Origin of the sequence: Mycobacterium mantenii (assembly GCF_001667865.1) — a bacterium.
Lineage (GTDB): Bacteria > Actinomycetota > Actinomycetes > Mycobacteriales > Mycobacteriaceae > Mycobacterium > Mycobacterium mantenii_A.
In genome coordinates this window covers 136,811-162,113 of sequence record NZ_LZJP01000066.1, presented here as the reverse complement: position 1 = coordinate 162,113, position 25,303 = coordinate 136,811, and the positions used below count along the sequence as shown (strand labels likewise).

The following is a 25,303-nucleotide window of genomic DNA, read 5'->3' as shown; positions in this document are numbered from 1 at the left end:
ATGACGCTGATTATTAATCGACCGAAAAGCGGCCCGCAGGTCCACGTTCTTGCCATCGGTGTCGGCAGCTATAGACACCTCGTAGGTGGCCGCAAACCGGTACGCCACTTCACCTTCGGCCTCAAGCAGCTGACGAGTCCACCACGCTCGGTTCTCGCATTTGTTGACTGGATCACCCGTATTAACCACCCTTCTGCCACCCTTGGAACAGTTGAACTGCTGGTGTCCCCTCAGTTGAATTACGCCAAACCAGACGGAAAGATAGCCAAAGTCGCAGAGCCTTCTGCCGCAAATGTGAAGAATGCGTTTGATCGCTGGAAAGACCGCTGTGACAGCAACACGAACAATGTTGCGGTGTTCTATTGCTGCGGCCACGGCGTCGAACGTGAGTCTCAGTTCATTTTGCTCGAAGACTTCGGGAAGTCCAAAAATCGGCTTCTTGAGAATACCGTCGACGTCGGTAAACTTTATCTCGCGATGAATAGGTGTAAAGCTCGCACGCAATACTACTTCATGGACACATGTCGCGACATTCTCCCAAAGTTCTACAAAATGCTTTCGGGAGACGCCCCTGATCTGCTTGACCCGTGGCTCGACGCAGAATCACGCAACAACGCTGCGCTCTTATTGGCAACGTCCGGCGGCGGGACGGCGTACGGTGACCCCGACCCGGACATGCCGACACTTTTCACGCAATCGCTGGTCCGGGCGCTAGACGGACTTGGCAGCCGCAAGGATGCCGCTAACTGGGTAGTCACTATGCCCGACGTCATGCGGGCTGTCACTCAGCTATTGCCTCCGGAGAAGCAGCGCGCTGAAATGCGTAATTGTGTCGGGATCAGCCCCTTTCATATCCTCCCGTGCTCGCCGACCGTCCCGGTCATCATCGACTGTGACCCCAGCGCGGCGGTTCCCCAAGCAAATCTCGCGCTGAGCCGTTATCGAGATTCGAGCGACCCCACACCAGCACCGAGTGTGCGCCCCAGCGGATGGTCGTACGAGTTGCCGGCCGATTTTTATAACCTGAAAATTGACTTTCCAAATGGCAGCTATCAACACAGCGAGACAGACCTGCCCGCATTGCCTCCCGGGTACAACACCGCGGTGGTGGTCTCGTAATGACCAGTAGTCTCCGCGTGTATCTGGACCCGACTGATCTCGCCGTTGGGGAAGTCGTCGCATGCGAGTTGCTGGGTGAATCGCAGGCGGGTGTACCCTCCCAACTGCTGACTGCCGGCAACCGAACTGAATTAGAAGTACCACCGGGTACCTATCTCATTCGCGCGGCTCTTCCTTCAGGTCAATACCGCACGGCGACTGCGCATTTGTCAGCCGATGAGACCATCAACATTGATCTGACAGCACCCAAACAAATTCCGAGCCTCGCAGAATCTTTGCCAGAACGGGCATATGACCCAGGTGGTTTCGCTGACCGATTTAGCGAAATCACCCCTCCGTTACAGTGGCGACTTGAACGCATGCTCCGGTCGGTCCAGCCATCACAGATGTCCGAGTATCTATCGGCCCTCAGTTTGAACCGAATCAAGCGATGGCGATCGTTGTCCGACGAGCATTTGTGGGTTCGGCGCTGGCAGGCCAGTACTAGTAAGCCACGTGAGCTAGACCCCGAAATGATTGAACGACGGTATGGGCGCCCGGTCATCCGCATTACCGCTGACAGGGATAACGACAGTCAACTCGATGGGGTGGATGATTGCATCCAATTCGGTGGCATGCACACTATTTGGCGAGTCGTCCAATTGCCGCCTGCGCGAAATGTGACGATGACTCTGTTGCCAGCCTCTGGTCGCGTCGAGGTCGATGACAGAGTCACATTCCGGGTCGTAGGTCAGTCTCCATTGGCCACTGCGATGCTTGGCTACCTTTGCACGGGGCAGCTGGACTACGCGTCGGTCATCGCGCCAAGGCTCATTGACCAGGCCCTTAGTAACAGATCGCATTCGGCTTTCGAAGACGTGCTCGTCGCCAGCTACTACGCGCTGCGCACTGGCCAATCCGCGCCGTGGATTGCCGACATACCGCGCGAACTTCCGGCACTTGCGGATTCGGCGATCATTAAGGCGTGGGACATGATTAACGGCCGCGAACGACCCGATAGAGATAGCGTACGGAATCTGCTTTTATCAGCGGCCGAGATGCCCCCCCCGCGATACACGGAGGGACTGCGACTGCTGTACCAAGGACTTCAACTGCTTGGACAGCCCGGACCTGACCTTGCACTGCCTCGGCCGAGCGAAGATCCAGACCTGCGAGCGTCGCTATGCCGCATCAAGCGTTATGCCGAAGCGTGCGACTGGAGCGCCCCATACACCACATATTGGGCGGATCGACCCGACAACCCCACGCTAGAGACCTACACCGGACCTCCAACTGATAGCAAAACCGACTTCACGCAGGTAGTCGTGTACAACAGCCGCGCCGATACCCACGATGCAAAAACGGCTCTCCGTCTCCGTAAGCGTCTACTACTACCACTACGACGTCTCCGAGTACCTTCGGTCATTGCTGGCGATCTGACTTTGCATCGTCAGGAACCACCCGCGGAGCAGAAATGGTGGAACGCGGAAGGTTGAACAGAGAACTCGCCGACCCCGCGGTGAAGTCCTCGCAAGGCTGGGGTTTCACAATCCCCCGGGATGGCAGTTATTCACCTTGAAAGCTGATGTTCTGCGCGAGCCGAGTTTCTACCGGGCCTGCTCAGAGTCCGAGCGGCTACCTGGAATTTCAGCTAGAAGTGCGGTTTCGGTACGTCTGGCGCACGGATATGGTGCGGCGCTCGTACGGCTCCGGTTCGGTCGTGCTGGGGGTACTGAGGGGGTATTCAGGACCAACCGATTTGCAAAGTCGCGGAGCGGCCCGCCAGGCGTCTCGCCTTGCGACCGACGGTTTCTACGGTCCAATCAGTTCGCCGCATCCGGCGTGACCCTATCTCCCACGCCGGGTCGATAGCGCAACCGCCACACATGGACACCCCATGCTGTTGCAGGTCGTCCGTTGCGCCCGGGCCTCCACGAGAAGTGCGGTCTTGCCGGCACCTCGTCTGTGAGGACGAATCGGCTATCGGGCAAAACCGTCGTGAATCGCTGAGCTTATCGCCTTAAAACGCCAACCCGGCGAGCCGACACCACAAGACGCCCTGGCGGCGTTGTGACAAGGTGGTTGCGATGCGACGACGGGGCTAAGCGTCTGACGAGGGAAACGCGCTATCAAGGTCAACAATCGGGCCGGTGCCCATCTGCTTCCAATTGGCGTGGCCGATCACGATCCCGATCGATGTGAGTTCAAAATAACCAAGTTCGGCATTGTTCCAAATCCTGATCAAGCGCTCCATTTCGGGGATTTCAGTGATAATCTGCTTCTCGATGTCTTCCGGTTTCGTGAGCGCGCGGCGCATTTGCTCTTTCAAGTTACTCACCCATGGCACGATAACCGGATGGGCATTCGCGAGAGCGTCAATCGCAGCGTAGTTTGGTGCATTTATCCTCACACGCTCGTTATAACGCTCGTGTTTGACCCAAATAGGGGGATTGACGCGAAGCGGTTCCGGCACGTCAGCTTGGAGGATGCCTTCGGTAAACAGGCCAGGAAGGGTATTTTGTATCATTCCTCCGAACGATCTGATTTTAGAAGTATTCATCCAGCCAACCTGAGCGAACTGCATGTGCCGGTAAGACAATCGATCATCGGGAACCAAAGTAGATAACGGTGCCAGGTGATCCCGCAGCAGCTTGTAGTAATCTGCGAGAAATCCAGCGCTTAATTGGACACCGCTGGTGATTAGTAAAGCGGTGAGCGCCGCAATCTGATTCTTCCTAAGCTTGGGAACTACAGACAATGCCTCATTTAGGCAAATTGCCTGGAAGCGCTGCGGCTCATATGTGGATAACGTCACTAATAGATCGGCTAGCATTTCGCCGGTATCGGCATTGCCTGAAGCTCCGTACTCGACATGGGCTGTTCTTAAAGCACGTTGCATGAACGGATCATTGAGTGAATTCAATCCCTCGGGCGCGATTGTAGCTTGCCGGGTGTAATAGTTTAAAACAAATTCTTCGAATCGTTGCGAAAATATTTCAATGGCTGTGGAACTGAATTTTTCCATCTCATGTTGTACTACATCTTTGCTGATATCGCGCACGTCGGAGTACGTGACGTTGGTCGAAATGGCGACATTCTGAGCTTGGATAACCGTGCTTCGGTCACCCGCCCTTAAACGTTGCCACCAGCCGCTCACTTATGGTCACCCATCCCGCCCTTCAAGTCGACGTCGCCACCCGCCTGGATTACCCGGGAGCCCTTTCCAGTTGTCAGGCGTTGCTTGACTGGCTTCTGTGGGGTCCCGCGTGATGACCCCTTCGGCCAGACACGCGGGTACGTGACCGCGACCGCGATCCCGAGCGCAATCCCGACGATCAACCACACCCATCGCGGTCCGGCATCAAGTGGCAGGACCCCGATGATGATTCCTGTCAGTGCGATCATCGTCGTGCCGATCCACGCCAGTCGCTCGTAGCCCATGAGTACCTCCGGACCCAAGTATCCCAGTGGTCCCACGCGTCAGCAAACGGGTTTCCGCGGGTGGCAACCTCGCAAGAGCGACAAAGTAGCGACAAGTCTCAAGTCAACGTAGAGATTTCGAGTGAACCAAATCGCTCTAACCTGCGATTTCGTGGAGCCGATGACGGGAATCGAACCCGCGTATTCAGCTTGGGAAGCTGATGTTCTGCCATTGAACTACATCGGCACAGTCGCCTCAGCAGGCTAGCATCCGGCGCGGCGGATGCCGGTCCGTACGGGCGGCCTCGCGACCCCCATCGCGCGCGGGGTCGTGCCAGCGCCACGACCAAACATCGCCGCCTACTTGCTACGACACCGTGCCCGGAATCTAAGCGGGTATGGCGCGATTCTTAACGGGCCCGCATTTATTATTTCGTTATCGCAACGTAATGTGCTCGGGATGGGTCGACACGAATTAGCCAGGAAGCGGCGCAAACCGTCGGTGTCCCTGGCTGCGGTGCTCGCACCCGCCCTGGCGTTCTTCGCGGTATCCGCAGACGTCCACCCATTTGCGCACGACGACGAGGCCAAATCCGTTGTCCAGCACGCCGCTCCCTGCTGCGTGGAAATCGTGACCGCGGCATCGAATCGGCTCATTAAGGGATTCGCTGACGGCGAGCCTGCCGCGGCCTCGCGGTATCACACCCGGGCCCGCTTCCTGACCGCCGACATCGCATCTGAACAGGGCCTGCAGATCCGCACGATCCTCACCGCGCGCAGCATCACCGCCGACTTCCCCCAGATCCACGAGATCGGGGGAGTGCGACCGGATCCGCTGCCGTGGCACCCCCTCGGCCTGGCGCTCGATGTCATGATTCCCAACCCGCAGTCGGCCGAGGGCATCGCGCTGGGCAATGCGGTCGTGACCTACGTGCTGGCGCACGCCGAGCGGTTCGCCATCCAGGATGCGATCTGGCGGGGCGTCTACTACACGCCCGGCGGAGCGCAAGCGAGCCGGCTCGGGCACTACGACCACGTGCACGTCACGACTTTCGGGGGCGGATATCCCAGCGGCAACGAGGTCTATCTCCGCTGAACGCCATGGGCAGCGGCTAGGCTCGTCGCGTGCTGCTCTCCGATCGGGACCTCAGGGCCGAAATCACCACCGGGCGGCTGGGCATCGACCCGTTCGAAGCGAGCCTGGTGCAGCCGTCCAGCATCGACGTGCGGCTCGACTGCATGTTCCGGGTGTTCAACAACACCCGCTACACCCACATCGACCCGGCCAAGCAGCAGGACGAGCTGACCAGCTTGGTCGAACCCGTCGCCGGGGAGCCGTTCGTGCTGCATCCCGGCGAGTTCGTGCTCGGCTCGACGCTGGAACTCATCACCTTGCCCGACGACCTCGCCGGACGCCTGGAGGGCAAGTCGTCGCTGGGCCGACTCGGCCTGCTGACGCACTCGACCGCCGGGTTCATCGACCCCGGCTTCAGCGGTCACATCACGCTGGAGTTGTCCAACGTCGCCAACCTGCCGATCACGCTGTGGCCGGGCATGAAGATCGGTCAGCTGTGCATTCTGCGGTTGACCAGTCCCGCCGAACACCCTTACGGCAGTAAGCAAGTAGGTTCGAAGTATCAGGGCCAGCGAGGACCGACCCCGTCGCGCTCCTATCAGAACTTCATAAGGACTACATAGGTTCTACAGCGCTCTCACGCACCCCTTCTGCGCGATACTTAGTTAGCCATGGTTTTTTTCCTCCGCCTGGCCATGGTTCATCGTGCAATACCTTTGGAGGGGTTTGTATTGGATATCGTGCTCGGGGTGTCGATGGCACCGTCATCGATCCAAATGGTCGTCCTGGAAGGCGAATACGCCGACGGCGCCACGGTGGAAGAGGACACGTTCGACGTCACCGACGCCGACGATCCGGCCACCGCGACCGGGCCCGACCAGGTGATCTCGGCCATCCTCGGCACCCGCGAAGGCGCGGTCGAGGCGGGCCTTGAGCTGTCGTCCATCGGCGTGACGTGGACGGATCACCTCGAAGCCGCGGCGTTGCGCGACGCGCTGGCCGCTCACCGGATCGACAACGTGATGCTGGTCTCGGCCTTTCTGGCCGCGGCGGCGCTGGCGCAAAACGTCGGTGGGGCAATGGGTTACGAGCGCACCGCCGTGCTGCTGGTGGAGCCCGACACCGCGACGCTGGCGGTGGTCGAAACGTCCGACGGTTCCATTCCGGACGTCTACAAGCAACAGATCCACGCCGAGTCCTACGGCGACGCCGCCGAGCAGCTCAGCGCGATGGTCGCCGGGATGGAGAAGCTGGAACTCCTGCCGGGCGGGCTGTTCCTGGTCGGCTCGGGCATCGACGTCGCTCCGTTGAAGCCGGTGTTGCAGTCGACGACGTTCCTCGACGTGAGTGTGGCCGAGGAGCCGGAGACGGCGCTGGCCCGCGGTGCGGCACTGGCGTCGGCGAACGCGCCGCTGTTCGCCTCGTCGACGGCCGCGCTGGCCTACGCGCAGGACCCCGGCACCGGCGCGGTCGACCAGTACTCCCTTCCCGAATACCTCTATGCCCCGTTCGGGCCCGAGTCCGGCGACGACGAGCTCGCCTACAGCGCGGTGCGAGACGACGACGCCGATTCGCCGACCGTCGTCATCGAGAAGCTCTTCCTTCCCGAAGAGAGCCAGCCGAAGCGCCGGCCGGTCCTGCTCATCGGCAGCGGCCTGGCGGTGGTCGGTATCAGTGCGGTGCTGGCACTCGAGATCGCGCTGGCGATCGGCATCCGGACGACGGGAACCGTTGCGCTGCAGCCCACCCCGGGCCAACACCTCATCGTCCCCGAGCAGGCGCCGGCCCCGGCGCCGGTGCAGGCGTCCGAACCGCTGGCGAAGCTCAGCCAGCCCGCCCCGGTGGCGGCACCCCAGCCGTTGAACCCGCCGGTCGCCGCGCCGCTGCCCGCGGCTCCTCCACCGGCGGCCCCTCCGCTGCCCGCGGCCCCGATTCCCCCGGCCCCCGTTGTGGTCCCCCCGGTGCCGGTGCCGGTGCCGGTGCCGGTCCGCATCCCGCTTCCCAACCCGGTCGAGAGCGCCCCGCAGCTGGCGGTCCCACCGCATCTGTCCATCCCGCAACCGGTGGCCCCCCAGCCTCCGGTGCACATCCCGCAGCCGCCGTCGCCCCCGCAGGCCGGCGGCGGCATTCCGCAATCACCGCCGCACCAGACGCCCCCGGGTGAAGGCACCCCTCCCAAGCCGAACGGCCCCGGTAACTACGGCGGCGGCCACAACCCGTCGCCCGGGGAGAGCGGCCCGGGCGGTTCAGGTGGCGGGCATGTGCCCACGCCGGGTTCGGGCGGACCGGGCGGCCACGTGCCCACGCCGGGTGAGAGCGGCCCCGGTGGACCGGGCAGTTCGGGTGGCGGCCACGTTCCGACACCGGGTTCGGGTGGCGGGCACGTGCCCACCCCGGGTTCGGGCGGACCGGGTGGTTTGGGTGGTGGCCACGTTCCGACGCCGGGTTCGGGCGGACCGGGCGGCCTGGGTGGTGGCCACGTTCCGACACCGGGTTCGGGTGGTCCGGGTGGTTTGGGCGGCGGTCACGCCCCGGCGCCTGGCGGCATTCCGGGTGGCTTGGGCGGCGGCCACGTTCCCACACCCCCCGCAGGCGGCCCCAGCGGCGGTGGCCCCGGCGGCTTCGGTGGCGGTCACGCTCCGGCCCCTGGCGGCGGCGGCTGCGGCGGCTTCGGTGGCGGGCACGCTCCGGCTCCTGGCGGCGGCGGCTTCGGCGGCTTCGGTGGCGGGCACGCTCCGGCTCCTGGCGGCGGTGGTCTCGGCGGCTTCGGTGGCGGTCACAGCGGTGGCGGCTTCGGCGGTGGTGGCGGCTTCGGCGGCGGGCACAGCGGCGGTGGCGGCGGCTTCGGCGGTGGTGGTGGGGGCGGCGGCCACCACTAGCCCGGTTTGCCAACCAACTCACAGCAATTGGCTTACCGCTGCCGAGATCACGAGTACTGTCGAGCTTATTGAGGCTGGCCAATAAATGTCGCCTCACCCGCCAGAATTTCATCAGCCCAGCAATATGTGCGGGCACGCGGGCCGCGCTTAGCTGTGGCGGGAAATCCCTGGTGATCGCTGAATAGTGGTGCTGCCTATGGGGGGGCATTGAGCAGCGCAGCAAAATGAGCAGGAGAGCCTAGCGGTGGTGGGCATCGTGCTCGGCGTCTCGATGACGCCGACGAAGGTGCGCATGGTGCTCGTCGAAGGCGAATGCGCCGACGGGGTCACCGTCGACGAGGACGGCTTCGACGTCGACACCCAACGCACCGCCGCGCCCGGCACCGCCCCCAACGAAGTGGTCTCGGCGATTCTCGGCACCCGGGAAGGCGCTACCGAGGGCGGCTACCAGCTGCTGTCGACGGGTGTGACCTGGACTGATCACGTCGAGGCGGCGATGCTGCGCGACGCCCTGACCGCCTACAAGGTCGAAAACGTCATGCTGGTCTCGGCGTTCATGGCCGCGGCCGCGCTGACGCAGGCTGTCGGCGACGCCACCAACTACACGCGCACCGCGCTGCTGTTCGTCGAGCCCTACAGCGCAACCCTGGCCGTGGTTGACACCGCCGACGGTTCGGTCTCGGAAGTGCGCCGCAGGGTCCTCGCGGAGGACGAGGACGAAGCGGTAGCCGAACTCGTCGACATGGCCGCCGCCGCCGGGGCGCTCGAAGCGCATCCGGACGGCCTGGTCCTGGTCGGTTCCGGCGTCGACGTCCCGCTGATCAAGCCGGCGTTGGAGGCCGCGACCTCGCTCGAGTTGTCCGCGCCCGACGAGCCGGAGATGGCTTTGGCGCGAGGCGCCGCGCTGGCGGCGGCGAATGCACCGCTGTTCGCGTCGTCGACGGCCGCGCTGGCCTACGCGCTGGATCCCGGCACCGGAGAGGTCGACCCGCTCGTCCTCGCCGGACAATATCCCGGCCTGGTGCCGGGATATCAGCCCGAATACCGCAGCCACATCGCCGCCCTGGCCGCCGACGTCGACCAGGGCAAGACCAACGTCGCCTACAGCGCCGTGGCCGACGATGACGCCGACGCTAAAACCCTTGTCGGCCTGGACGAACGCGCCCGCCGGCGCAAGTCTCTCCTGCTGGTCAGCAGCACGCTGGCGGTGATCTTCATCGCGGCGGTGGTGGCGCTGGAAATCGCGCTGGCGATCAGCATTCGCCCCACCGTCGCCTTACGGCCCAGCCCCAACGAGAACATCGTCGTCCCGGCCCCCGCGCCGACGCCGCCCAATCCTGGGCCGCCAGTGCAGGCTCAGCCGAAAATTGAGCCGCCGCCATTGGCCGCGCCACGCCCCGTTGCACCGCCGGCTCCAGTCGCACCGCCGCCTCCCGCCGCTCCGCCCATACCAGTCCTGCCGCCGCCGGTGTTCGTCCCGCCACCCCGCCTGCCGGTCCCCGGGCTGGGCGGTGGCCACGGCCCCTTCGGTAATCAGGGTCCCTTCGGTGGTCACGGCCTCTTCGGTGGTCACGGCCTCTTCGGTGGACACGGACCGTTCGGCGGCGGTCACGGACCGTTCGGCGGCGGTCACGGATTCGGCGGGGGTCATGGTTTCGGTGGCGGCCATGGGTTCGGCGGCCACGGCTTCGGGGGTGGGCACGGCCACGGGTAGCGCGTTCGCCGTTCACGGGTGCACCGCCGCCGGCGCGCTATGGTGGCGAATTGGGGGTGTGGCCGCGGCCGGAACTGTCTGTGAGTTCGGTTACCTTCCAAAACATGGCACAGCAACCAATTTTCGGATGATCTGGAGGAGCGGTGGACGTCGTACTTGGCGTGTCTATGGCACCTGAGACAGTCCGCATGGTGCTCATCGAAGGTGAAGCCGCCGGCGGGGTGACTGTCGATCAGAACGGTTTTGATGTCGCCGGCGATGAAACCCCTGTCGCCGCAGCGAATCACGTCGTCGCAGCCATTCTCGGAACCCGGGACAGCGCGGCCCAGGGCGGGTATCGGCTCAAATCCAGCGGGGTGAGCTGGACCGACCCGATCAAGGCGGCGGCGCTGCGAGACACGTTGGCGGCACGCAAGATTGAGAACGTGATGCTGGTCTCGGCGGTCATGGCCGCGGCCGCGCTGGCGCAGGCCATGGGCAGCGCCACGAACTGGGCCCGCACCGCGTTGCTGCTCGTCGAGTCGAGCAGCGCCACCCTGGCGGTCGTCGACACCTCCGACGGGACGGTCACCGACGTGCACAAGCACCCGCTGCCCGGCAGCGACGACGCCGCGCTGGCGAAGCTGACCGCGATGGTCTCGGACGCCGAGTCGATGAGCGCGCGACCCGACGGGGTGTTTCTGGTCGGCTCGGAGGTCGACATTCCGTCGATCATGCCGACGCTCGAGGCAGCGACCGCGCTGTCGGTGACCACGCCCGAGGAACCCGAGATGGCCCTGGCACGTGGCGCCTCGCTGGCCGCGGCGAACGCGCGACTGGGCGCGCCGCGAACGGTCGCGATGCCGGCCGCGCATACCGCCTCGGTCGCCGCCGTTGAACTCGCGTACAGCGCCGAAGACGACCCGGCATCCGATGCCCTTGCCGACGCCCCGTCTCGCCGGCGGCGCAGCCGCAAGTCGGTCTTGACGATCGCCGCCGTGTCGACGGTCTTCGTCGGCGGCATCGTGGCGTTGGCGCTGGCCCTTGTCTTCGGTATCCGCCCGCACACGGACCAGCCGCCCGACGTCAGCACGAACGTCGTCGCGCCGCAGAATCCGGACGCCGGCCCGACGGGCCCGCTCCCGCCGCCGGCAGCGCCGGAACCACCGTCGCAGGCGCCGGCGTCGCCACCGTCCCAGGCGCCGGCGTCGCCGCCGCAACCCTCGCCTCGATCCGACGACCATCAACATTGGGATGACTGGCTGCACCGCCACCTGGGCACCGCAATTCCCGGAATTCCGTCCCCATAGAGCCGTCGCGGGCCGGTCCCGGGCCGGTACTCGAGTGCCGAACAAGCGTAAAATCGGGTCTTTAGGGGAATATCGGTGGGGACTCAGCGATGTTTCGCGCCATCACACTGTGCGACGAGCCCGCCCCCGCCGTGAACGGCTAGCAACCGACTATTGGAGGAGCTTTGGACACCGTACTTGGTGTGTCGATGGCGCCGACGGCAGTCCGGATGGTGCTGGTCGAGGGGGAAAACGGCGACGGCGCGACCGTCGATGAAGACAATTTCGACGTCGCCGCGGCCGCTGATGCAGCAACGGTAACCGCCTCGGACCAGGTAGTTTCGGCCATCTTGGGGACCCGTCAGGGCGCGGCGGAAGGCGGCTATCAACTGGCGTCGACCGGGGTCACGTTCACCGATCCCCTCGAGGCCGCCGCGTTGCGCGACAAGCTGGCCGCCCACAAGGTGGAAAATGTGATGCTCGTCTCGGCCTTCCTGGCCGCGGCGGCGCTGGCCCAGGCGGTCGGTCACCAGACCAACTACGCGCAGACGGCCCTGCTGTACATCGAGCCGGACACCGCCACGCTGGCCGTCGTCGACAGCGCGGACGGATCCATCACCGACGTCCGGCGCCAGGTGCTCCCCGAAGACGACGAGGCGGCCGTAGCCGAGCTGACCCGTCTGGTCTCCGGCGCGGAGAATATGGAAAGCCGCCCGGACGCCGTGTTCGTCGTCGGCTCCGGCATCGACATCCCGCTGATCAAGCCCGCCCTGGAGGCGGCGACCACGCTGCCACTGACGGCGCCCGAGGAACCGGACACGGCGCTGGCCCGCGGCGCGGCGCTGGCGTCGGCGCATGCGCCGCTGTTCTCGTCGTCCACCGCGGCGCTGGCTTACGCGCAGGATCCCGGCACCGGCGCGATCAACCCGCTGGCCGTGGCGCCGGGCTACTTCGAAACCCCGGGCGAGGCCGGCGCGGACGGGCTCGCGTACAGCGCGGTGCCCGACGACCCGGACGAGTTCTTCACCGGCTCGTACGCCCCGACGGACCTGGTCAACGCGGATTACCCCGAGCGCCGCTCGTTCAAGCTGGTGGGAAGCGCGGTGGCGGGGATCTTCGTCATCGGCGTGGTTGCACTGGTCGTGTCACTGGCCATCGCCATCCGGCCGACGGCCAACGTGCAGCCCAGCCCGAACCAGAACGTCGTTGTCGCGCCCACCCGGCCCGCTCCGGCTCCCGCTGCGCCGGCTCCAGAGCAGGCACCCGCGCCGGCGGCACCCGCCCCGGCTCCCGCGGCCCCGGCTCCCGAGGCGCCGGCTCCAGAGCAGGCCCCCGCGCCGGCGGCCGTTCCAGCTCCCGCTCCCGCGCCGGCCCCGGCGGCCCCCGCGCCTATCCCGGTGCCGGAGGCTCCCGCGCCGGCGGCTCCGCCGCCACCTCCGCCCGCGGTGGCGCCGATCCCGGTGCCCATCCCGCTGCCGATCCCGGGCCTTGGCGGGCCGGGCTTCGGTGGACCCCCGGGAGGCGGGCACGGTGGCGGTGACGACGGTCCGCGCGGCGGCGGCGGATTCCCCGGAATTCCGGGCTTCGGCGGCGGCCACGGCGGCTTCGGCGGAGGTCACGGCGGTTTCGGCCGCCACTAGTTGTGATGATGGCGACCCGCTTCGCCCGGCTGCGCCGCGCTCGCGATCGCCATTAGTCCCGATGGTGGCGACCTGCTTCGCCCGGCTGCGCCGCGCTCGCGATCGCCACGAAGCCTGACGGCGGCCACCTGTCATCTGCCGTTTGCCTCCCGCTTAGCCTCACGATGCAGTTAGCTCATCGCGGCCGCCTACACCGGTTGTATGCGATGCACCGTGTTTGGCACGGGTTACCTCGGCGCCACCCACGCGGTCGGGATGGCGGCACTGGGACACGACGTGCTCGGGATCGATATCGACCCCGGCAAGGTCGCCAAGCTCGCCGGGGGTGACATCCCTTTCTACGAGCCCGGTCTGCGAAAGCTGTTGAAGGAGAACCTGGCTGCGGGCCGGCTGCGGTTCACCACCGACTACGACATGGCGGCCGACTTCGCCGATGTGCACTTCTTGGGGGTGGGCACACCGCAGAAAAAGGGCGAATACGGCGCGGACCTGCGCCATGTCTACGCCGTGATCGATGCGCTGGTGCCGCGGTTGACGAGTTCAGCGGTGCTGGTGGGCAAGTCGACGGTTCCGGTGGGCACCGCGGCCGAGCTGAACCAGCGGGCCGCCGCGCTGGCGCCGCACGGTGTCGACGTCGAAATCGCCTGGAATCCAGAGTTTTTGCGCGAAGGCTACGCCGTGCAGGACACCCTCAACCCGGACCGCATCGTGCTGGGCATCAAACCGGAATCGACGCGTGCCGAGGTCGCCGTTCGCGAGCTGTACGGGCCGCTGCTCGACGCCGGGGTGCCGTTCCTGGTCACCGACTTGCAGACCGCGGAGCTGGTCAAGGTTTCCGCCAATGCCTTTCTGGCGACCAAGATTTCGTTCATCAACGCGATCTCCGAGGTATGCGAGGCCGCGGGTGCCGACGTCAGCCTGCTGGCCGATGCGCTGGGCTACGATCCCCGGATCGGACGCCAATTCCTCAATGCCGGTTTGGGTTTCGGTGGCGGCTGCCTGCCCAAGGACATCCGCGCCTTTATGGCGCGCGCCGGCGAGCTGGGGGCCGACCAGGCGCTGACGTTCCTGCGTGAGGTGGACAGCATCAACATGCGCCGCCGCACCCGGATGGTGGAACTGGCCAGCGCGGCCTGCGGTGGCTCGCTGCTGGGCGCCAACATCGCCGTGCTCGGTGCGGCCTTCAAACCCGAGTCCGACGACGTGCGCGACTCACCCGCGCTCAACGTCGCGGGTCAACTGCAGCTCAATGGCGCCGCGGTCAACGTCTATGACCCCAAGGCCCTGGACAACGCGCAACGCCTGTTCCCGACGCTGAACTACGCGGTCTCGGTCGAAGAGGCCTGCGAGCGCGCGGATGCGGTGCTGGTGCTCACCGAGTGGCGCCAGTTCGTCGACATGGACCCCGACGACCTGGCCGACCGGGTGCGGGCCCGCGTCATCGTGGACGGCCGCAACTGCCTGGACGTCGCCCGCTGGCACCAGGCGGGCTGGCGGGTCTACCGGCTGGGCGCCCCGCGGCCCTAGTTTTTGGTCGAGTCGCTCTCCGCCATTCGCAGCAGCTGCTTAGCCATGTCGCGGTCGTCTTGCGCGTATTGGCGATGCACGGCCGCGTGTTCGCGGTATTCGTCGCTGCGACGCTTGTCGCGTTCGGCTGCTTCTTCGTATGAGTCCGCGGTTCGGTCGTGACTGGCCGCGGATTGTTCCACGCTCCGGGCCGCAGAGCGCTGGGCCGCCTGCGCCGCTTCGAGCGCGACCTCGGCTTTTTGACGGGCTCGGGTAACCGCTTCGGCGAGCTCGGCCTCGGCGAGTTCATCGGCGCTGGACATCGCTGTCCCTATCGTTGGTGGGGATGGTTCAGCCGTCACGACGCCGTCCTTCGCTCGGTTGTGTCGCCTGCTCACCTTCGTATTCGGCCCGTTGCCTTGCGAATCGGCGTTCGCTGGCCGCCTGCTCCCGTTCCACGTTGGCCTGCTCACGAAGCGCCGCCTCCTGGTGTCGTTCTCCCCTTTCGGCCGCCCGCCGCTTATGGTTCCGGTTGCGACCTCCGGGATGATCCGCACCGCTTTCCAATTCGCGTTCGTTGGCCTCGCGTTCGCGTTCGTCCGCGATTCGTTCGCGCTGGTCGGCCAGCGCTTCGCGTTCGTCCGCAATCCGTTCGCGCTCGTCGGCCAGCGTTTCGCGGCGATTGGCGAGAATGGCGCGTGACTCGAGGTAGCGCACCCAGCGCTCCACGCCCTCGGTCAGCTGCTCACGCCGGGACACCACCAGTTCACGCTCTTGCGCGAGGTGTTCGCGCTCGTTCGCGATGCCTTCCCGCTCCTCGGCGATTCGTTCGCGCTCAAGCGCGACATTCTCGCGCTCCCGATTGGTGCGGATGAAGGGTAGAGCCATGGTCGTCTCCGGCGGTCTGTGACCCTAGGATCCCAGCACATCGCCCAGTCCGCCGATAGGGACCAATTGCTCTTTCTGGCCAGTCCTTGGTTGTGGGAATGGCGAGTAGCCTGACCCGCGTGGACTACGCCGGAGCATTCCTCGACGAGAACCGGGCCTTCGCGGAGCTTTTTCGCGATGCCGACGAGTCCACGCCGGTGCCGACCTGCCCGGACTGGACACTGCGGCAACTGTTGCGGCACGTCGGCCGCGGCGACCGCTGGGCGGCGCAGATCGTGCGGGAAAAACTGGACAGCTACCTCGATCCCCGCACGGTCGAGGGCGGCAAGCCGCCGCCCGATCCCGCCGGCGCGATCTCCTGGCTGCGCGGCGGCGCTCAGCGGTTGATCGACGCCGTCGAGCTGACCGGGGTCGAGACGCCGGTCTGGACGTTCCTCGGATCGCGCCCGGCGAACTGGTGGGTCCGGCGGCGGTTGCACGAGGTCGCCGTGCATCGCGCCGACGCGGCGATCGCGCTGGGTCGTGAGTTCGCGTTGGCGCCCGACGTGGCCGCCGACGGCATCACCGAATGGCTGGAGCGGGTCGCGATCCAGGCGGGCAACGAGGGGGCACCGCTTCCGCTCGAGGAGGGCGACACCCTGCACCTGCACGCCACCGACCCCGGCCTGGGGGAAGCGGGCGAGTGGACCGTCGCCGTCGAGCAGGGCCGGATCACCTGGTCGCACGAGCACGGCAAGGGCAGCGCCGCGCTGCGGGGCGGCGCGACCGAGCTGCTGCTGGCGATATTGCGCCGACGACCGCTGGCCGATACGGGTGTGGAGCTGTTCGGCGACGACGGGGTGTGGGAGCGCTGGTTGGACCGTACGCCTCTCTAGCCGCGGGCCGCACGGTACTTTGCACACCATGACCACATCGGAGATCGCCACCGTTCTGGCATGGCATGACGCCCTCAACACCGCCGACATCGACACCTTGGTGGCCTTGTCCAGTGACGACATCGAAATCGGCGACGCGCACGGCGCGGCGCAGGGCCATCAGGCGCTGCGCAACTGGGCGAACTCGCAGCGGGCGACCACCCAGCTCGGCCAGATGTACGTGCACGACGGCATCGTCGTCGCCGAGCAGAAACCCGGCGGCCCCGACGGTCCGGGGGCGGCCACCAACGCCTTGGCATTTCGCGTCGTCCGCGACCACGTCACCTCGGTGTTCCGGCACGACAGCCTGGCGTCGGCGCTGGCGGCCACCGAGCTCACCGAGTCCGACGCCGTCGAATAGGCCGATTGAGGCATTAGGAGCCATCCATGCGCGGAATCATCTTGGCCGGCGGGTCGGGGACCCGCCTGCATCCGATCACCACGGGCATCAGCAAGCAGTTGCTGCCCGTCTACGACAAACCGATGGTGTACTACCCGCTGTCCACCCTGATGATGGCCGGAATCCGCGACATCCTGGTGATCACCACCCCGCATGACGCGCCCGGTTTCCAACGGCTGCTGGCCGACGGTTCGCAGTTCGGAATCAACATCACCTACGTGACGCAGGAGAGGCCCGACGGTCTGGCCCAGGCGTTCGTCCTGGGCGCCGACCACATCGGCACCGATTCGGTGGCTTTGGTGTTGGGAGACAACATCTTCTACGGGCCGGGCCTGGGTACCAGCTTGAGCCGCTTCCAATCCATCAGCGGGGGAGCCGTTTTCGCGTACTGGGTGGCCAACCCGTCGGCGTACGGCGTCGTCGAATTCAGCGACGACGGCAGGGCGCTGTCGCTGGAGGAAAAGCCCAAGACGCCGAAATCCAATTACGCGGTGCCGGGACTGTACTTCTACGACAACGACGTGATCGAAATCGCGAAGGGCCTGAAGAAGTCGGCGCGCGGCGAGTATGAGATCACCGAGGTCAACCAGATCTATCTGAACCGCGGTCAGCTCGCGGTCGAGGTGATGGCCCGCGGAACGGCCTGGCTGGACACCGGCACGTTCGACTCGCTGCTGGACGCAAGCGATTTCGTGCGCACCCTGGAGCGACGCCAAGGCCTGAAGGTCAGTGTGCCCGAGGAGGTCGCGTGGCAGCAGGGCTGGATCACCGACGAGGAGCTGGCCGAGCGGGCACAGAGCCTGCTCAAGTCCGGCTACGGCGGCTATCTGCTGGACCTGTTGGAGCGGAACCGCTTTCAGTAGGTTTGGCCAGCACCGCGGCGATCGCCGTGGTCAGCGGCACCGACAGCGCCAGCGCCATGCCGCCCACCGCCGAGCGGGCGATCTCGATGGCCACGCTCTCGCTGGTCAACACGTCGGTCAGCGAGCGGTTGGCGACGCTGAACAGCAACAGCAGCGGCAGCGAACTACCCGCATAAGCCAGCACCAGCGTGTAGACCGTGCTGGCGATGTGGTCGCGGCCCACCCGGATCGCGCCCACGAAGATCGCCCGCCGGGTGCCGCCGAGGTGGGCGAGCTCGAACACCGTCGAGGCCTGGGTCACCGTCACGTCGTTGAGCACACCCAGCGAGCCGATGATGAAGCCGGCGAGCAGCAGGCCGCCGATCGACACATTGCCCAGATACGCGCTGACGGTGCTGTTCTGCTCGTCCGACAGCCCGGTCAGCTGCGCCAGTTGGATTGCTGCCCACGACAATCCGGCCGCCAGCAGCAGCGCCGACAAGGTGCCCAGCAGTGCGGCGCTGGTCCGCAGGCTGACCCCGTGGGCGAGATAGATGACCGCGTACAGGATGGCCGCCGACGCCACCAGCGCCACCGGAACCGCGGGCGCGCCATCGCGCAGGGCCGGCAGCAGGAACGTCACCAGCACCGCGAACGCGACCACGATGCCTACCAGCGCGAGCAGCCCGCGCCAGCGTGCCACCGCCACGATCACCACCGCGAACGCGATTGCCAAACCGGCCAGCGCCCAGCCGCGTTCGAAGTCGTAGAACGCATAGCTGGTGGCGCCCTGCTCGTCGACCTGTCGGACCAGCCGAATGTGGTCGCCCACCGCGAATTTCGGCTGGCCGGGACCGGGTGAGGACTCCAGGAGTGTCTGGGCACCGGCGTTGGGCCCGGAATCGATCGAGACCTGGGTCAAGACGCACCGCCCCGCGCCGGGCGGGGCCTGCTGCGGCGTGCCGGTGAGGACCTGACTGGCCGACAGGCTGCCGCAGTCGCCCATCCCGCTGGACAGTACGTGCCCGGCTTGCGTGCTCACCGCGCCGCCGGCCGCGTTCTGCAGCGGCATCGGAATGTCGACGTGCTGCCGGCTGGGCCAGAGCAGGACCGCGCCGACGGCCACCGCTACGCCGATCGCGACCAGCAACCCGACGACGATCCTGGCCGGCAGCGACTCGATCGGGGCCGGGCCGGACAAGCTATGCGAGTGCGTGTGGGTGTGCGTCACCCGCTCTACCGTAGAGGCGGTCGCGCGGGTGCCTACGGTCGATAGCTGACCAGGAAGTTGCCCAGCCGCTCGATCGCGGCGGACAGGTCGCGGGCCCACGGCAGCGTCACGATGCGCAGGTGATCCGGTGCCGGCCAATTGAATCCGGTGCCCTGGGTGACCAGAATCTTCTCCTGCAGCAGCAGGTCGAGGACGAGCTGTTCGTCGTCTTCGATGTCATAGACCTCGGGGTCGAGCCGGGGGAAGGCGTACAGCGCACCCTCGGGCTTGACGCAAGACACCCCGGGAATCTCGTTGAGTTTCTCAAACGCGACGTCGCGCTGCTCGAGCAGCCGTCCGCCGGGCAGCACCAGGTCCTCGATGCTCTGGTGGCCACCGAGGGCCACCTGGATCCCGTGCTGGGCGGGAACGTTGGGGCACAGCCGCATGTTGGCGAGCAGGTTGATGCCCTCGATGAAGCTCTCCGCGTGGTCCTTAGGACCGGTGATGGCCAGCCAGCCCGCGCGGTAGCCGGCGACCCGGTAGGCCTTGGACAGGCCGTTGAACGTCAGGCACAGCATGTCGTGGGCCAGCGTGGCCACGTTGATGTGCTTGGCGTCGTCATAGAGGATCTTGTCGTAGATCTCGTCGGCGAGCAGCAGCAGTTCGTGCTTGCGCGCCAGCTCCACCATCTGGGTGAGGACCTCGCGGCTGTAGACCGCGCCGGTGGGGTTGTTGGGGTTGATGATGACCAGCGCCTTGGTGCGCTCGGTGATCTTGGACTCCAGGTCGGCGATGTCGGGCTGCCAGGCCTGCGTCTCGTCGCACAGGTAGTGCACGGGCGTGCCGCCGGCCAGGGACGTCGACGCCGTCCACAGCGGGTAGTCCGGCGACGGGATCAACACCTCGTCGCCGTTGTCGAGCAGGGCCTGCAGCGTCATCGTGATCAGTTCGGAGCAGCCGTTGCCCAGGTACACGTCGTCGACGTCGAACCGGGGGAACCCCTCGACCAGCTCGTAGCGGGTGACCACCGCCCGCCGCGCGGGCAAGATGCCCTGCGAGTCCGAGTAGCCCTGGGCGTACGGCAGCGCCTGGATCATGTCGCGCATGATCACGTCGGGCGCCTCGAAGCCGAACGGCGCCGGGTTGCCGATGTTGAGCTTCAGGATGCGGTGCCCCTCGGCCTCCAGCCGCGCGGCGTGCTGGTGCACCGGCCCGCGGATCTCGTACAGAACGCCCTGAAGCTTGGACGACTGCGTGAAAGTCCGCTGCGGCCGGTGATGAGCCGACGGGTGCAGAGGCAGATGATGGGTGGTCACACCACTAATGGTGCCATCTCTGTCCACTGAGATTTGCTGTCACGCGTCAAAGACGCAGGTCAGCGCTTCCCTGGAGGACGCGCTCCACGCGCGATGCCCAGGCCTTTGACCGGTGGCTGCGACGTGGCGCCGTCGCCGTCGGCCTGTTTTGCCGGCTCCGCTTTCGGCGCCGGCTCGGATTCGGCCTTTGCCTGTTCGGCGGGCTGCGCCTCGGCCTTGGGTGCCTGGGCCTCGGGGGTCTCGGCCTTGGGCGCCTCGGTTGCCGGCGCCGCCTTCTTGGCGCCGGGTCGCTTGGCTCCGGCGGCGATGCCCAACCCCTTGACCGGCGCGGCGGGTGCCTTTGCTTCGGCCTTGTCCTCGGCCGTGGTTTCCTCGGCGGCCGGTTCGGCCTGCGGCGCCGCCTCGGCGTTGGTTGCCTCGACCTTGGGTGCCTCGGCCTTCTTGGCGCCGGGACGCTTGGCGCCCGCCGCGATGCCCAACCCCTTGGCGGGGGCGGCGGGCGTCTCGGAAGGCTCCGCGGCGGCCTCGGTCTTGGCCTCGGCCGCAGCGGGAGCAGCCGCCTTCTTGGCGCCGGGCTTCTTGGCGCCGCCGGCGATGCCCAGCCCCTTGGCGGGGGCGGGCGCGGCCGCCTCGGACTTGCCGTTCCCGGCGGGTTCGGCCGCCTTCTTGCCGGGCTTCTTGGCGCCGCCGGCAAGGCCCAACCCCTTGACGGGAGCGGCCTCGGCCTTGGGAGCCGCCTCGGCGGCCTCGGCGGGTGCCTCCTCGGCCGGCGCCTCGGCGGGCGCGGTTGCTGTGGCTGCCGAGGCCTTGGGCGCCTCAGCCGCCCTCTTCTCGGCCTCCTTGGCGGCCGTGCCCTTCTCCGGCAGCGTCGCCTTGTCGTACTCGATGGAGCCCAGCAGGATCTGTGCGACGTCGAGCACCTCGACACCGCTGCGGCCGGCCTCTTCCTGGCGGTCGTTCACACCGTCGGTGACCATCACCCGGCAGAACGGGCAGGCGGTCGCCACGGTGGTGGCCCCGGTGGCCAGCGCCTCGTCGACGCGTTCGTGGTTGATGCGCTTGCCGATGTGCTCTTCCATCCACATCCGCGCGCCGCCGGCGCCACAGCAGAAGCTGCGCTCGGCGTGGCGCGGCATCTCGGTCAGGTTCGCCCCCGCGGCCCCGATCAGCTCGCGCGGCGCCTCATAGACCTTGTTGTGCCGGCCCAGGTAGCAGGGATCGTGATAGGTGATGTCCTGGGACACCGGGGTGACCGGCACCAGCTTGTTGTCCCGGATCAGCCGGTTGAGCAGCTGGGTGTGGTGCAGCACCGAGTAGTTCGCGCCGAGCTGGCGGTACTCGCGGCCCAGGGTGTTGAAGCAGTGCGGACAGGTGACGACGATCTTGCGGTCGACCGTCTCCACGCCCTCGAACAGACCGTCCAGGGTTTCCACGGCCTGCTGCGCCAGCTGCTGGAACAGGAATTCGTTGCCCGAGCGGCGGGCCGAGTCGCCGTTGCAGGACTCGCCGGTGCCGAGCACCAGGTACTTCACCCCGGCGATGGCCAGCAGCTCGGCGACGGCCTTGGTGGTCTTCTTCGCCTTGTCGTCGTACGCGCCGGCGCAACCCACCCAGAACAGGTATTCGTAGCCGTCGAAGCTGTCGACGTCTTCGCCATAGACCGGCACGTCGAAGTCGACTTCGTCGATCCAGCTGGTCCGGTCGGAGGCGTTCTGGCCCCACGGGTTGCCCTTGGTTTCCAGGTTCTTGAACAGCACGGACAGCTCCGACGGGAACTCCGACTCCATCATCACCTGGTAGCGGCGCATGTCGATGATGTGGTCGATGTGCTCGATGTCCACCGGGCACTGCTCGACGCAGGCGCCGCAGGACACGCAAGACCACAGCACGTCGGGGTCGATGACGCCGCCCTGTTCCTCGGTCCCGACCAGCGGCCGGTTGGCCTGCTCGGGGCCGGATCCCATGATGCGGCCGAAGCCGGACTCGGGAACGTGGTGGGCCTCGGCGTGCTTCTCGCCGGACAGCTCCTCGCCGATCCCGCCTTCCGGTGTGCTCTCGAGCGGGCTCTCCTTGTCGCCCAGGATGTAGGGCGCCTTGGCCATCCAGTGGTCGCGCAGGTCCATGATGACGAGCTTGGGCGAGAGCGGCTTGCCGGTGTTCCACGCCGGGCACTGCGACTGGCAGCGCCCACACTCGGTGCACGTGGCGAAGTCCAGCATGGCCTTCCAGCTGAAGTCCTCGATCTTGCCGCGACCGAATTCGGCGTCGTCCGGCGGGTTTTCGAAGTCGATCGGCTTGCCGTCGTGTTCCAGCGGCAGCAGCGGGCCGAGCCCGTTGGGCAGCCGCTTGAAGATGACGTTGATCGGCGCCGTGAAGATGTGCATGTGCTTGGAATGCAGCACGATGATCAGGAACGCCAGCATCACCAAGATGTGCAGCAGCAGCGCGGTCGTTTCGATGATCTCGTTGGCGGGCTGGCCCAGCGGTCGCAGGATGGCGCCGAACAACTGCGACAGGAAGGCCCCGTTGCCGTAGGGGAGCGTGCCGTTGTTGACCGCGGCTCCGCGCACGAACACGTAGGTGAAGACGACGTTGAAGATCATGAACAGCACCAACCAGGCGCCGCCGGTGTGCGAGCCGTAGAACCGTGACGAGCGGCCGTATTCCTTCGGCTCGGTCCGCCACCGGATGATGGCGAAGGTGACGATGCCGAGGAAGACCGCGGTGGCGAAGAAGTCCTGCAGGAAGCCCAGCGCGTCCCAGCGCCCGATGATCGGGATGTGGAAGTTGTCCTGGAACAGCAGACCGTAGGCCTCGATGTACACCGTGAGCAGGATGAAGAAGCCCCACATGGTGAAGAAGTGCGCCAGGCCGGGGATGGACCACTTCAACAGCTTGCGCTGACCGAAGACCTCGGAGACCTCGGCCCACACGCGTTTGCCGGGTTCGTCGGTGTGCCCCGGGGCCGGCTTGCCGGACGTGATCAATTTGAACAGCCACAGGACACGCCGTCCGGCCAGTGCGGCCACGACCAGCGTCATGCCCATGCCCACGATCAGCCTGATGAGCATCTGCGTCGTCACAGAAAGTCTCCCCAATGCATAGATATTTCGGCCTGTGCCTATTTGCCTGCTTAAGCCCCGCTCATAGTTACATCTCCGCGGCTTTCGGCGCGAGAAAGGCTGCCCTAACTTGGGGGTTCGCCGGTGCCTCTGGCCTGCCGGTTAATACCCACTCACCGAATGTGACATTGGTCGAAGTGATGAGCGCCACCAAAATTCGCCAACCGACCGCCGCGGGACCTTGCCGTAACCCATTCGCGGCGCCGGCGTAATTCGTCGCGTCAGCGCCCGAACGGCGGTTGGAAGATCGGCGGCAGCGGCCGCACGCGGGTGGTCGTCGGCGCCGCGGTGGTGGTCGCCTGCGACGTGGTGGTGGGCGCGGCGGTCGTGGTCGTGGTGCTCGGCGGCGCCGTGGTGGTCGTCGTCGTCGACGACGGCGCCGGCGCGGGTGTCGTGGTGGTGGCCGGCGCCTCGGTGGACGGTGGCGGCGGCGCCGGGACCACGGTGACGGTGGTGCTGTCGTTCGGCCCGGTGATGGTCACCGTTTGTGGTGGTGCAGTCTGGCTGGTCGGCGAGGTGGGGCTGACCGGAGGAGACTTGGTGAGCAACAGGTTGATCGCCAAAATCAGGGCCACCAGTACCGCCGCGCCCGCCCCGGCCACGCTCAACACCAGCGCCGTGCGTTTGTACCAGGGCAGGCGCCCCTGGGCGGCGGCGTAGCGGCTGCCGGTCGCGTCGTCGAATTGCCTTGCCTCGTTGGCGTACTCGCCCGTCGCGTCGCGGCCGGTGTAGGGCACCGGCTCGTCGTTGTCGGCGTCTTGCGACCAGGCCAGGGCGTCGTCCACATCGGTGGCTTGGGCGGCCCACGCCGCCTGGGTCATGTCCAGCCCGGAGGTGCCGACCATTGCGGTCGGCGTTTCCACCGCGGCCGCCGCGGCGGTCGGAGCAACCCCCGACGCGTAATGCGGGCCGAGCGCCGCCGCGCCAAGGGCGGCGGCGAGCGCCGGCTGCGCGGTGCTGTGCACCGGCACCCCGAAGCGCTGCGCCAAGCGCGCCTTGATCAGCGGGATGCTCGCCCCACCACCGACGATCGCCACGGCGCCCAGTTTGGGAATTCCGTTGCGCCGCAACGACTCATCGATCGACGAAAGGAACCGGTCCAGCGGCGCGGAGAGCAGTTGCTCGAAATCGGAGCGGGACAGCTGGGCGCCGTCACCGGAAGCCCCGGCGATGGTGCCCACCGCGGCCGTCGACAGTTGCTCCTTGGCGCGCCGGCATGCGCCGAGCAGGCGGGCCTGCGACCCGACCCGCGCGGTGCCGCCGAGCATGGCGGTACTGACGTCGGAGGCCAGCAGATGGTCCAGGACGAGCTGATCGATCGCGTCGCCGGAGAAATCGGTGTACCGCGCCGCCTGCCCGACGGGCGCGAACCCGGCCTTGGCGTCCATCAAGGTGACGGTGGTGCCGCCGGCCCCGAAGTCGCACAGCGCAATAACGCCGTCGGCCCCGAATCCCGGTGTGCCCCGCAGCGCAGCCAGCGCGGCCGTGGCGTCGGAAACCAGCATCGGCGCTACCCCGCCACGCGCCAGGTCCGACTGGGCAAAGAACTCCTCACGCAGCGCGGTGAACTGGGCGTCGGACCAGTAGGCGGGCACCGCGATGGTGATCGGTGTGCCGTAGCCCACGGCGCGGGCCATGGCCTCGATCGCCTCCACCGTCAGCGCCGCACCGAGGTACTTGGTGCCGTCGGCCGCCACCAGCGGCGCCCGGTCGCCGACGCGTTCGACGAAGCCCCGCAGCACCAGGCCGGGTCCGGTCAGGTTCGGATTCTCTTCTGGCAGGCCAACTTCGGTGGGCCGCTGCTCGAAGAGGGTCAGCACGGAGCTGCGGGTGATCGGAGCGCTGCCCGCCCGGGCGGCTACCAGGTTGGCCACTCCGATCGATAGCCCGAGCGCCTCGCTCATGTCCGCACCCCTGTGTCAGTCGTCCCGTTGCTGTCGCCCGGTGGTCCTCACCGTAACGACCGTGGATTGCAGCGAGTGTAGGGCGTCGCCGGCGCCGCGCGGTG

At 66.7% G+C, this 25,303-nt stretch carries 20 protein-coding genes, 1 tRNA gene and 1 pseudogene; 12 read left to right on the top strand and 10 right to left on the bottom strand.

Going from position 1 to position 25,303, the window contains the following annotated elements; all coding sequences use genetic code 11:
- Together A5688_RS10865 and A5688_RS27550 are read left to right on the top strand one after the other, a co-directional pair.
- A complete protein-coding gene (locus A5688_RS10865; RefSeq protein ID WP_082954988.1) occupies nt 1-1,119 on the top strand; it encodes a caspase family protein in 1,119 nt (372 codons plus the stop codon).
- A gap of 17 nt (nt 1,120-1,136) precedes the next feature.
- On the top strand, nt 1,137-2,594 hold the full coding sequence (locus tag A5688_RS27550) for a hypothetical protein (RefSeq protein ID WP_131812444.1): 1,458 nt from the start codon (nt 1,137-1,139) through the stop codon (nt 2,592-2,594).
- A gap of 605 nt (nt 2,595-3,199) precedes the next feature.
- Here the strand turns inward: A5688_RS27550 and A5688_RS27545 are convergent.
- The 3 genes from A5688_RS27545 to A5688_RS10850 all read right to left on the bottom strand — a co-directional run bounded on the left by A5688_RS27545 (nt 3,200) and on the right by A5688_RS10850 (nt 4,765).
- Nucleotides 3,200-4,255, bottom strand: coding sequence for an LPO_1073/Vpar_1526 family protein (locus A5688_RS27545; RefSeq protein WP_131812110.1), 1,056 nt, complete (start codon nt 4,253-4,255; stop codon nt 3,200-3,202).
- The gene (locus tag A5688_RS10855) at nt 4,252-4,539 is read right to left on the bottom strand and encodes a hypothetical protein (RefSeq protein ID WP_131812109.1); all 288 of its coding nucleotides are present in this window, start codon (nt 4,537-4,539) and stop codon (nt 4,252-4,254) included. Before A5688_RS10855 ends, A5688_RS27545 begins: the two co-directional genes overlap by 4 nt.
- A gap of 152 nt (nt 4,540-4,691) precedes the next feature.
- A tRNA-Gly gene (locus A5688_RS10850) sits at nt 4,692-4,765 on the bottom strand.
- A 213-nt stretch (nt 4,766-4,978) separates the two neighbouring features.
- Between A5688_RS10850 and A5688_RS10845 the strand changes: the two genes are divergently transcribed.
- The 6 genes from A5688_RS10845 (at nt 4,979) to A5688_RS10820 (ending at nt 13,094) form a co-directional block, all read left to right on the top strand.
- Nucleotides 4,979-5,614 carry a hypothetical protein gene (locus A5688_RS10845; RefSeq protein ID WP_067907312.1) on the top strand — a complete coding sequence of 212 codons (636 nt, stop codon included), beginning with the start codon at nt 4,979-4,981 and terminating at the stop codon, nt 5,612-5,614.
- A gap of 29 nt (nt 5,615-5,643) precedes the next feature.
- Entirely contained in the window at nt 5,644-6,216 is a 573-nt protein-coding gene (gene dcd, locus A5688_RS10840) for a dCTP deaminase (protein WP_067833459.1), read from the top strand.
- A 108-nt stretch (nt 6,217-6,324) separates the two neighbouring features.
- Nucleotides 6,325-8,472, top strand: coding sequence for a DUF7159 family protein (locus A5688_RS27900; protein WP_068268152.1), 2,148 nt, complete (start codon nt 6,325-6,327; stop codon nt 8,470-8,472).
- Between the two features lie 244 nt (nt 8,473-8,716).
- On the top strand, nt 8,717-10,186 hold the full coding sequence (locus A5688_RS10830) for a DUF7159 family protein (RefSeq protein WP_082951185.1): 1,470 nt from the start codon (nt 8,717-8,719) through the stop codon (nt 10,184-10,186).
- 143 nt (nt 10,187-10,329) lie between these two features.
- Complete coding sequence (locus tag A5688_RS10825) at nt 10,330-11,475, top strand: DUF7159 family protein (RefSeq protein WP_067910595.1); 1,146 nt, start codon at nt 10,330-10,332, stop codon at nt 11,473-11,475.
- A 164-nt stretch (nt 11,476-11,639) separates the two neighbouring features.
- Nucleotides 11,640-13,094, top strand: coding sequence for a DUF7159 family protein (locus A5688_RS10820; RefSeq protein ID WP_431602661.1), 1,455 nt, complete (start codon nt 11,640-11,642; stop codon nt 13,092-13,094).
- Between the two features lie 8 nt (nt 13,095-13,102).
- On the opposite strand, the pseudogene A5688_RS28545 reads toward A5688_RS10820, so the two are convergent.
- Nucleotides 13,103-13,203 (bottom strand): annotated as a pseudogene (locus A5688_RS28545) (hypothetical protein); the annotation flags it as partial.
- A gap of 92 nt (nt 13,204-13,295) precedes the next feature.
- Between A5688_RS28545 and A5688_RS10815 the strand changes: the two are divergent.
- Nucleotides 13,296-14,621, top strand: a complete 1,326-nt coding sequence (locus A5688_RS10815) for a UDP-glucose dehydrogenase family protein (protein ID WP_067833447.1) — start codon at nt 13,296-13,298, stop codon at nt 14,619-14,621.
- Here A5688_RS10815 and A5688_RS10810 read toward each other — a convergent pair.
- Complete coding sequence (locus A5688_RS10810) at nt 14,618-14,923, bottom strand: hypothetical protein (protein ID WP_067833444.1); 306 nt, start codon at nt 14,921-14,923, stop codon at nt 14,618-14,620. The genes A5688_RS10815 and A5688_RS10810 overlap by 4 nt on opposite strands.
- A 28-nt stretch (nt 14,924-14,951) precedes the next feature.
- On the bottom strand, nt 14,952-15,488 hold the full coding sequence (locus A5688_RS10805; protein ID WP_067910590.1) for a hypothetical protein: 537 nt from the start codon (nt 15,486-15,488) through the stop codon (nt 14,952-14,954).
- Between the two features lie 119 nt (nt 15,489-15,607).
- Here A5688_RS10805 and A5688_RS10800 point away from each other — a divergent pair, with 119 nt between their 5' ends.
- Genes A5688_RS10800 through rfbA form a run of 3 tightly spaced genes read left to right on the top strand, consistent with a single transcriptional unit; the run spans nt 15,608 to nt 17,665 of the window.
- Complete coding sequence (locus A5688_RS10800; RefSeq protein ID WP_068268157.1) at nt 15,608-16,363, top strand: maleylpyruvate isomerase family mycothiol-dependent enzyme; 756 nt, start codon at nt 15,608-15,610, stop codon at nt 16,361-16,363.
- 28 nt (nt 16,364-16,391) lie between these two features.
- On the top strand, nt 16,392-16,763 hold the full coding sequence (locus A5688_RS10795) for a nuclear transport factor 2 family protein (protein ID WP_067838933.1): 372 nt from the start codon (nt 16,392-16,394) through the stop codon (nt 16,761-16,763).
- Nucleotides 16,764-16,789: 26 nt separating this feature from the next.
- Entirely contained in the window at nt 16,790-17,665 is an 876-nt protein-coding gene (rfbA, locus tag A5688_RS10790) for a glucose-1-phosphate thymidylyltransferase RfbA (RefSeq protein ID WP_067909006.1), read from the top strand.
- On the opposite strand, the gene A5688_RS10785 is transcribed toward rfbA, so the two are convergent.
- From A5688_RS10785 to A5688_RS10770, 4 genes are all read right to left on the bottom strand, one after another.
- Nucleotides 17,607-18,875, bottom strand: a complete 1,269-nt coding sequence (locus A5688_RS10785; protein ID WP_067909010.1) for a YibE/F family protein — start codon at nt 18,873-18,875, stop codon at nt 17,607-17,609. The two genes, rfbA and A5688_RS10785, sit on opposite strands and share 59 nt — an antisense overlap.
- Nucleotides 18,876-18,907: 32 nt before the next feature.
- Nucleotides 18,908-20,200 carry a pyridoxal phosphate-dependent aminotransferase gene (locus A5688_RS10780; RefSeq protein WP_067838943.1) on the bottom strand — a complete coding sequence of 431 codons (1,293 nt, stop codon included), beginning with the start codon at nt 20,198-20,200 and terminating at the stop codon, nt 18,908-18,910.
- A gap of 32 nt (nt 20,201-20,232) precedes the next feature.
- Complete coding sequence (locus A5688_RS10775; protein WP_067838945.1) at nt 20,233-23,256, bottom strand: heterodisulfide reductase-related iron-sulfur binding cluster; 3,024 nt, start codon at nt 23,254-23,256, stop codon at nt 20,233-20,235.
- A 260-nt stretch (nt 23,257-23,516) separates the two neighbouring features.
- Entirely contained in the window at nt 23,517-25,199 is a 1,683-nt protein-coding gene (locus A5688_RS10770; RefSeq protein ID WP_067909013.1) for an Hsp70 family protein, read from the bottom strand.
- Between the last annotated feature and the right edge of the window lie 104 nt (nt 25,200-25,303).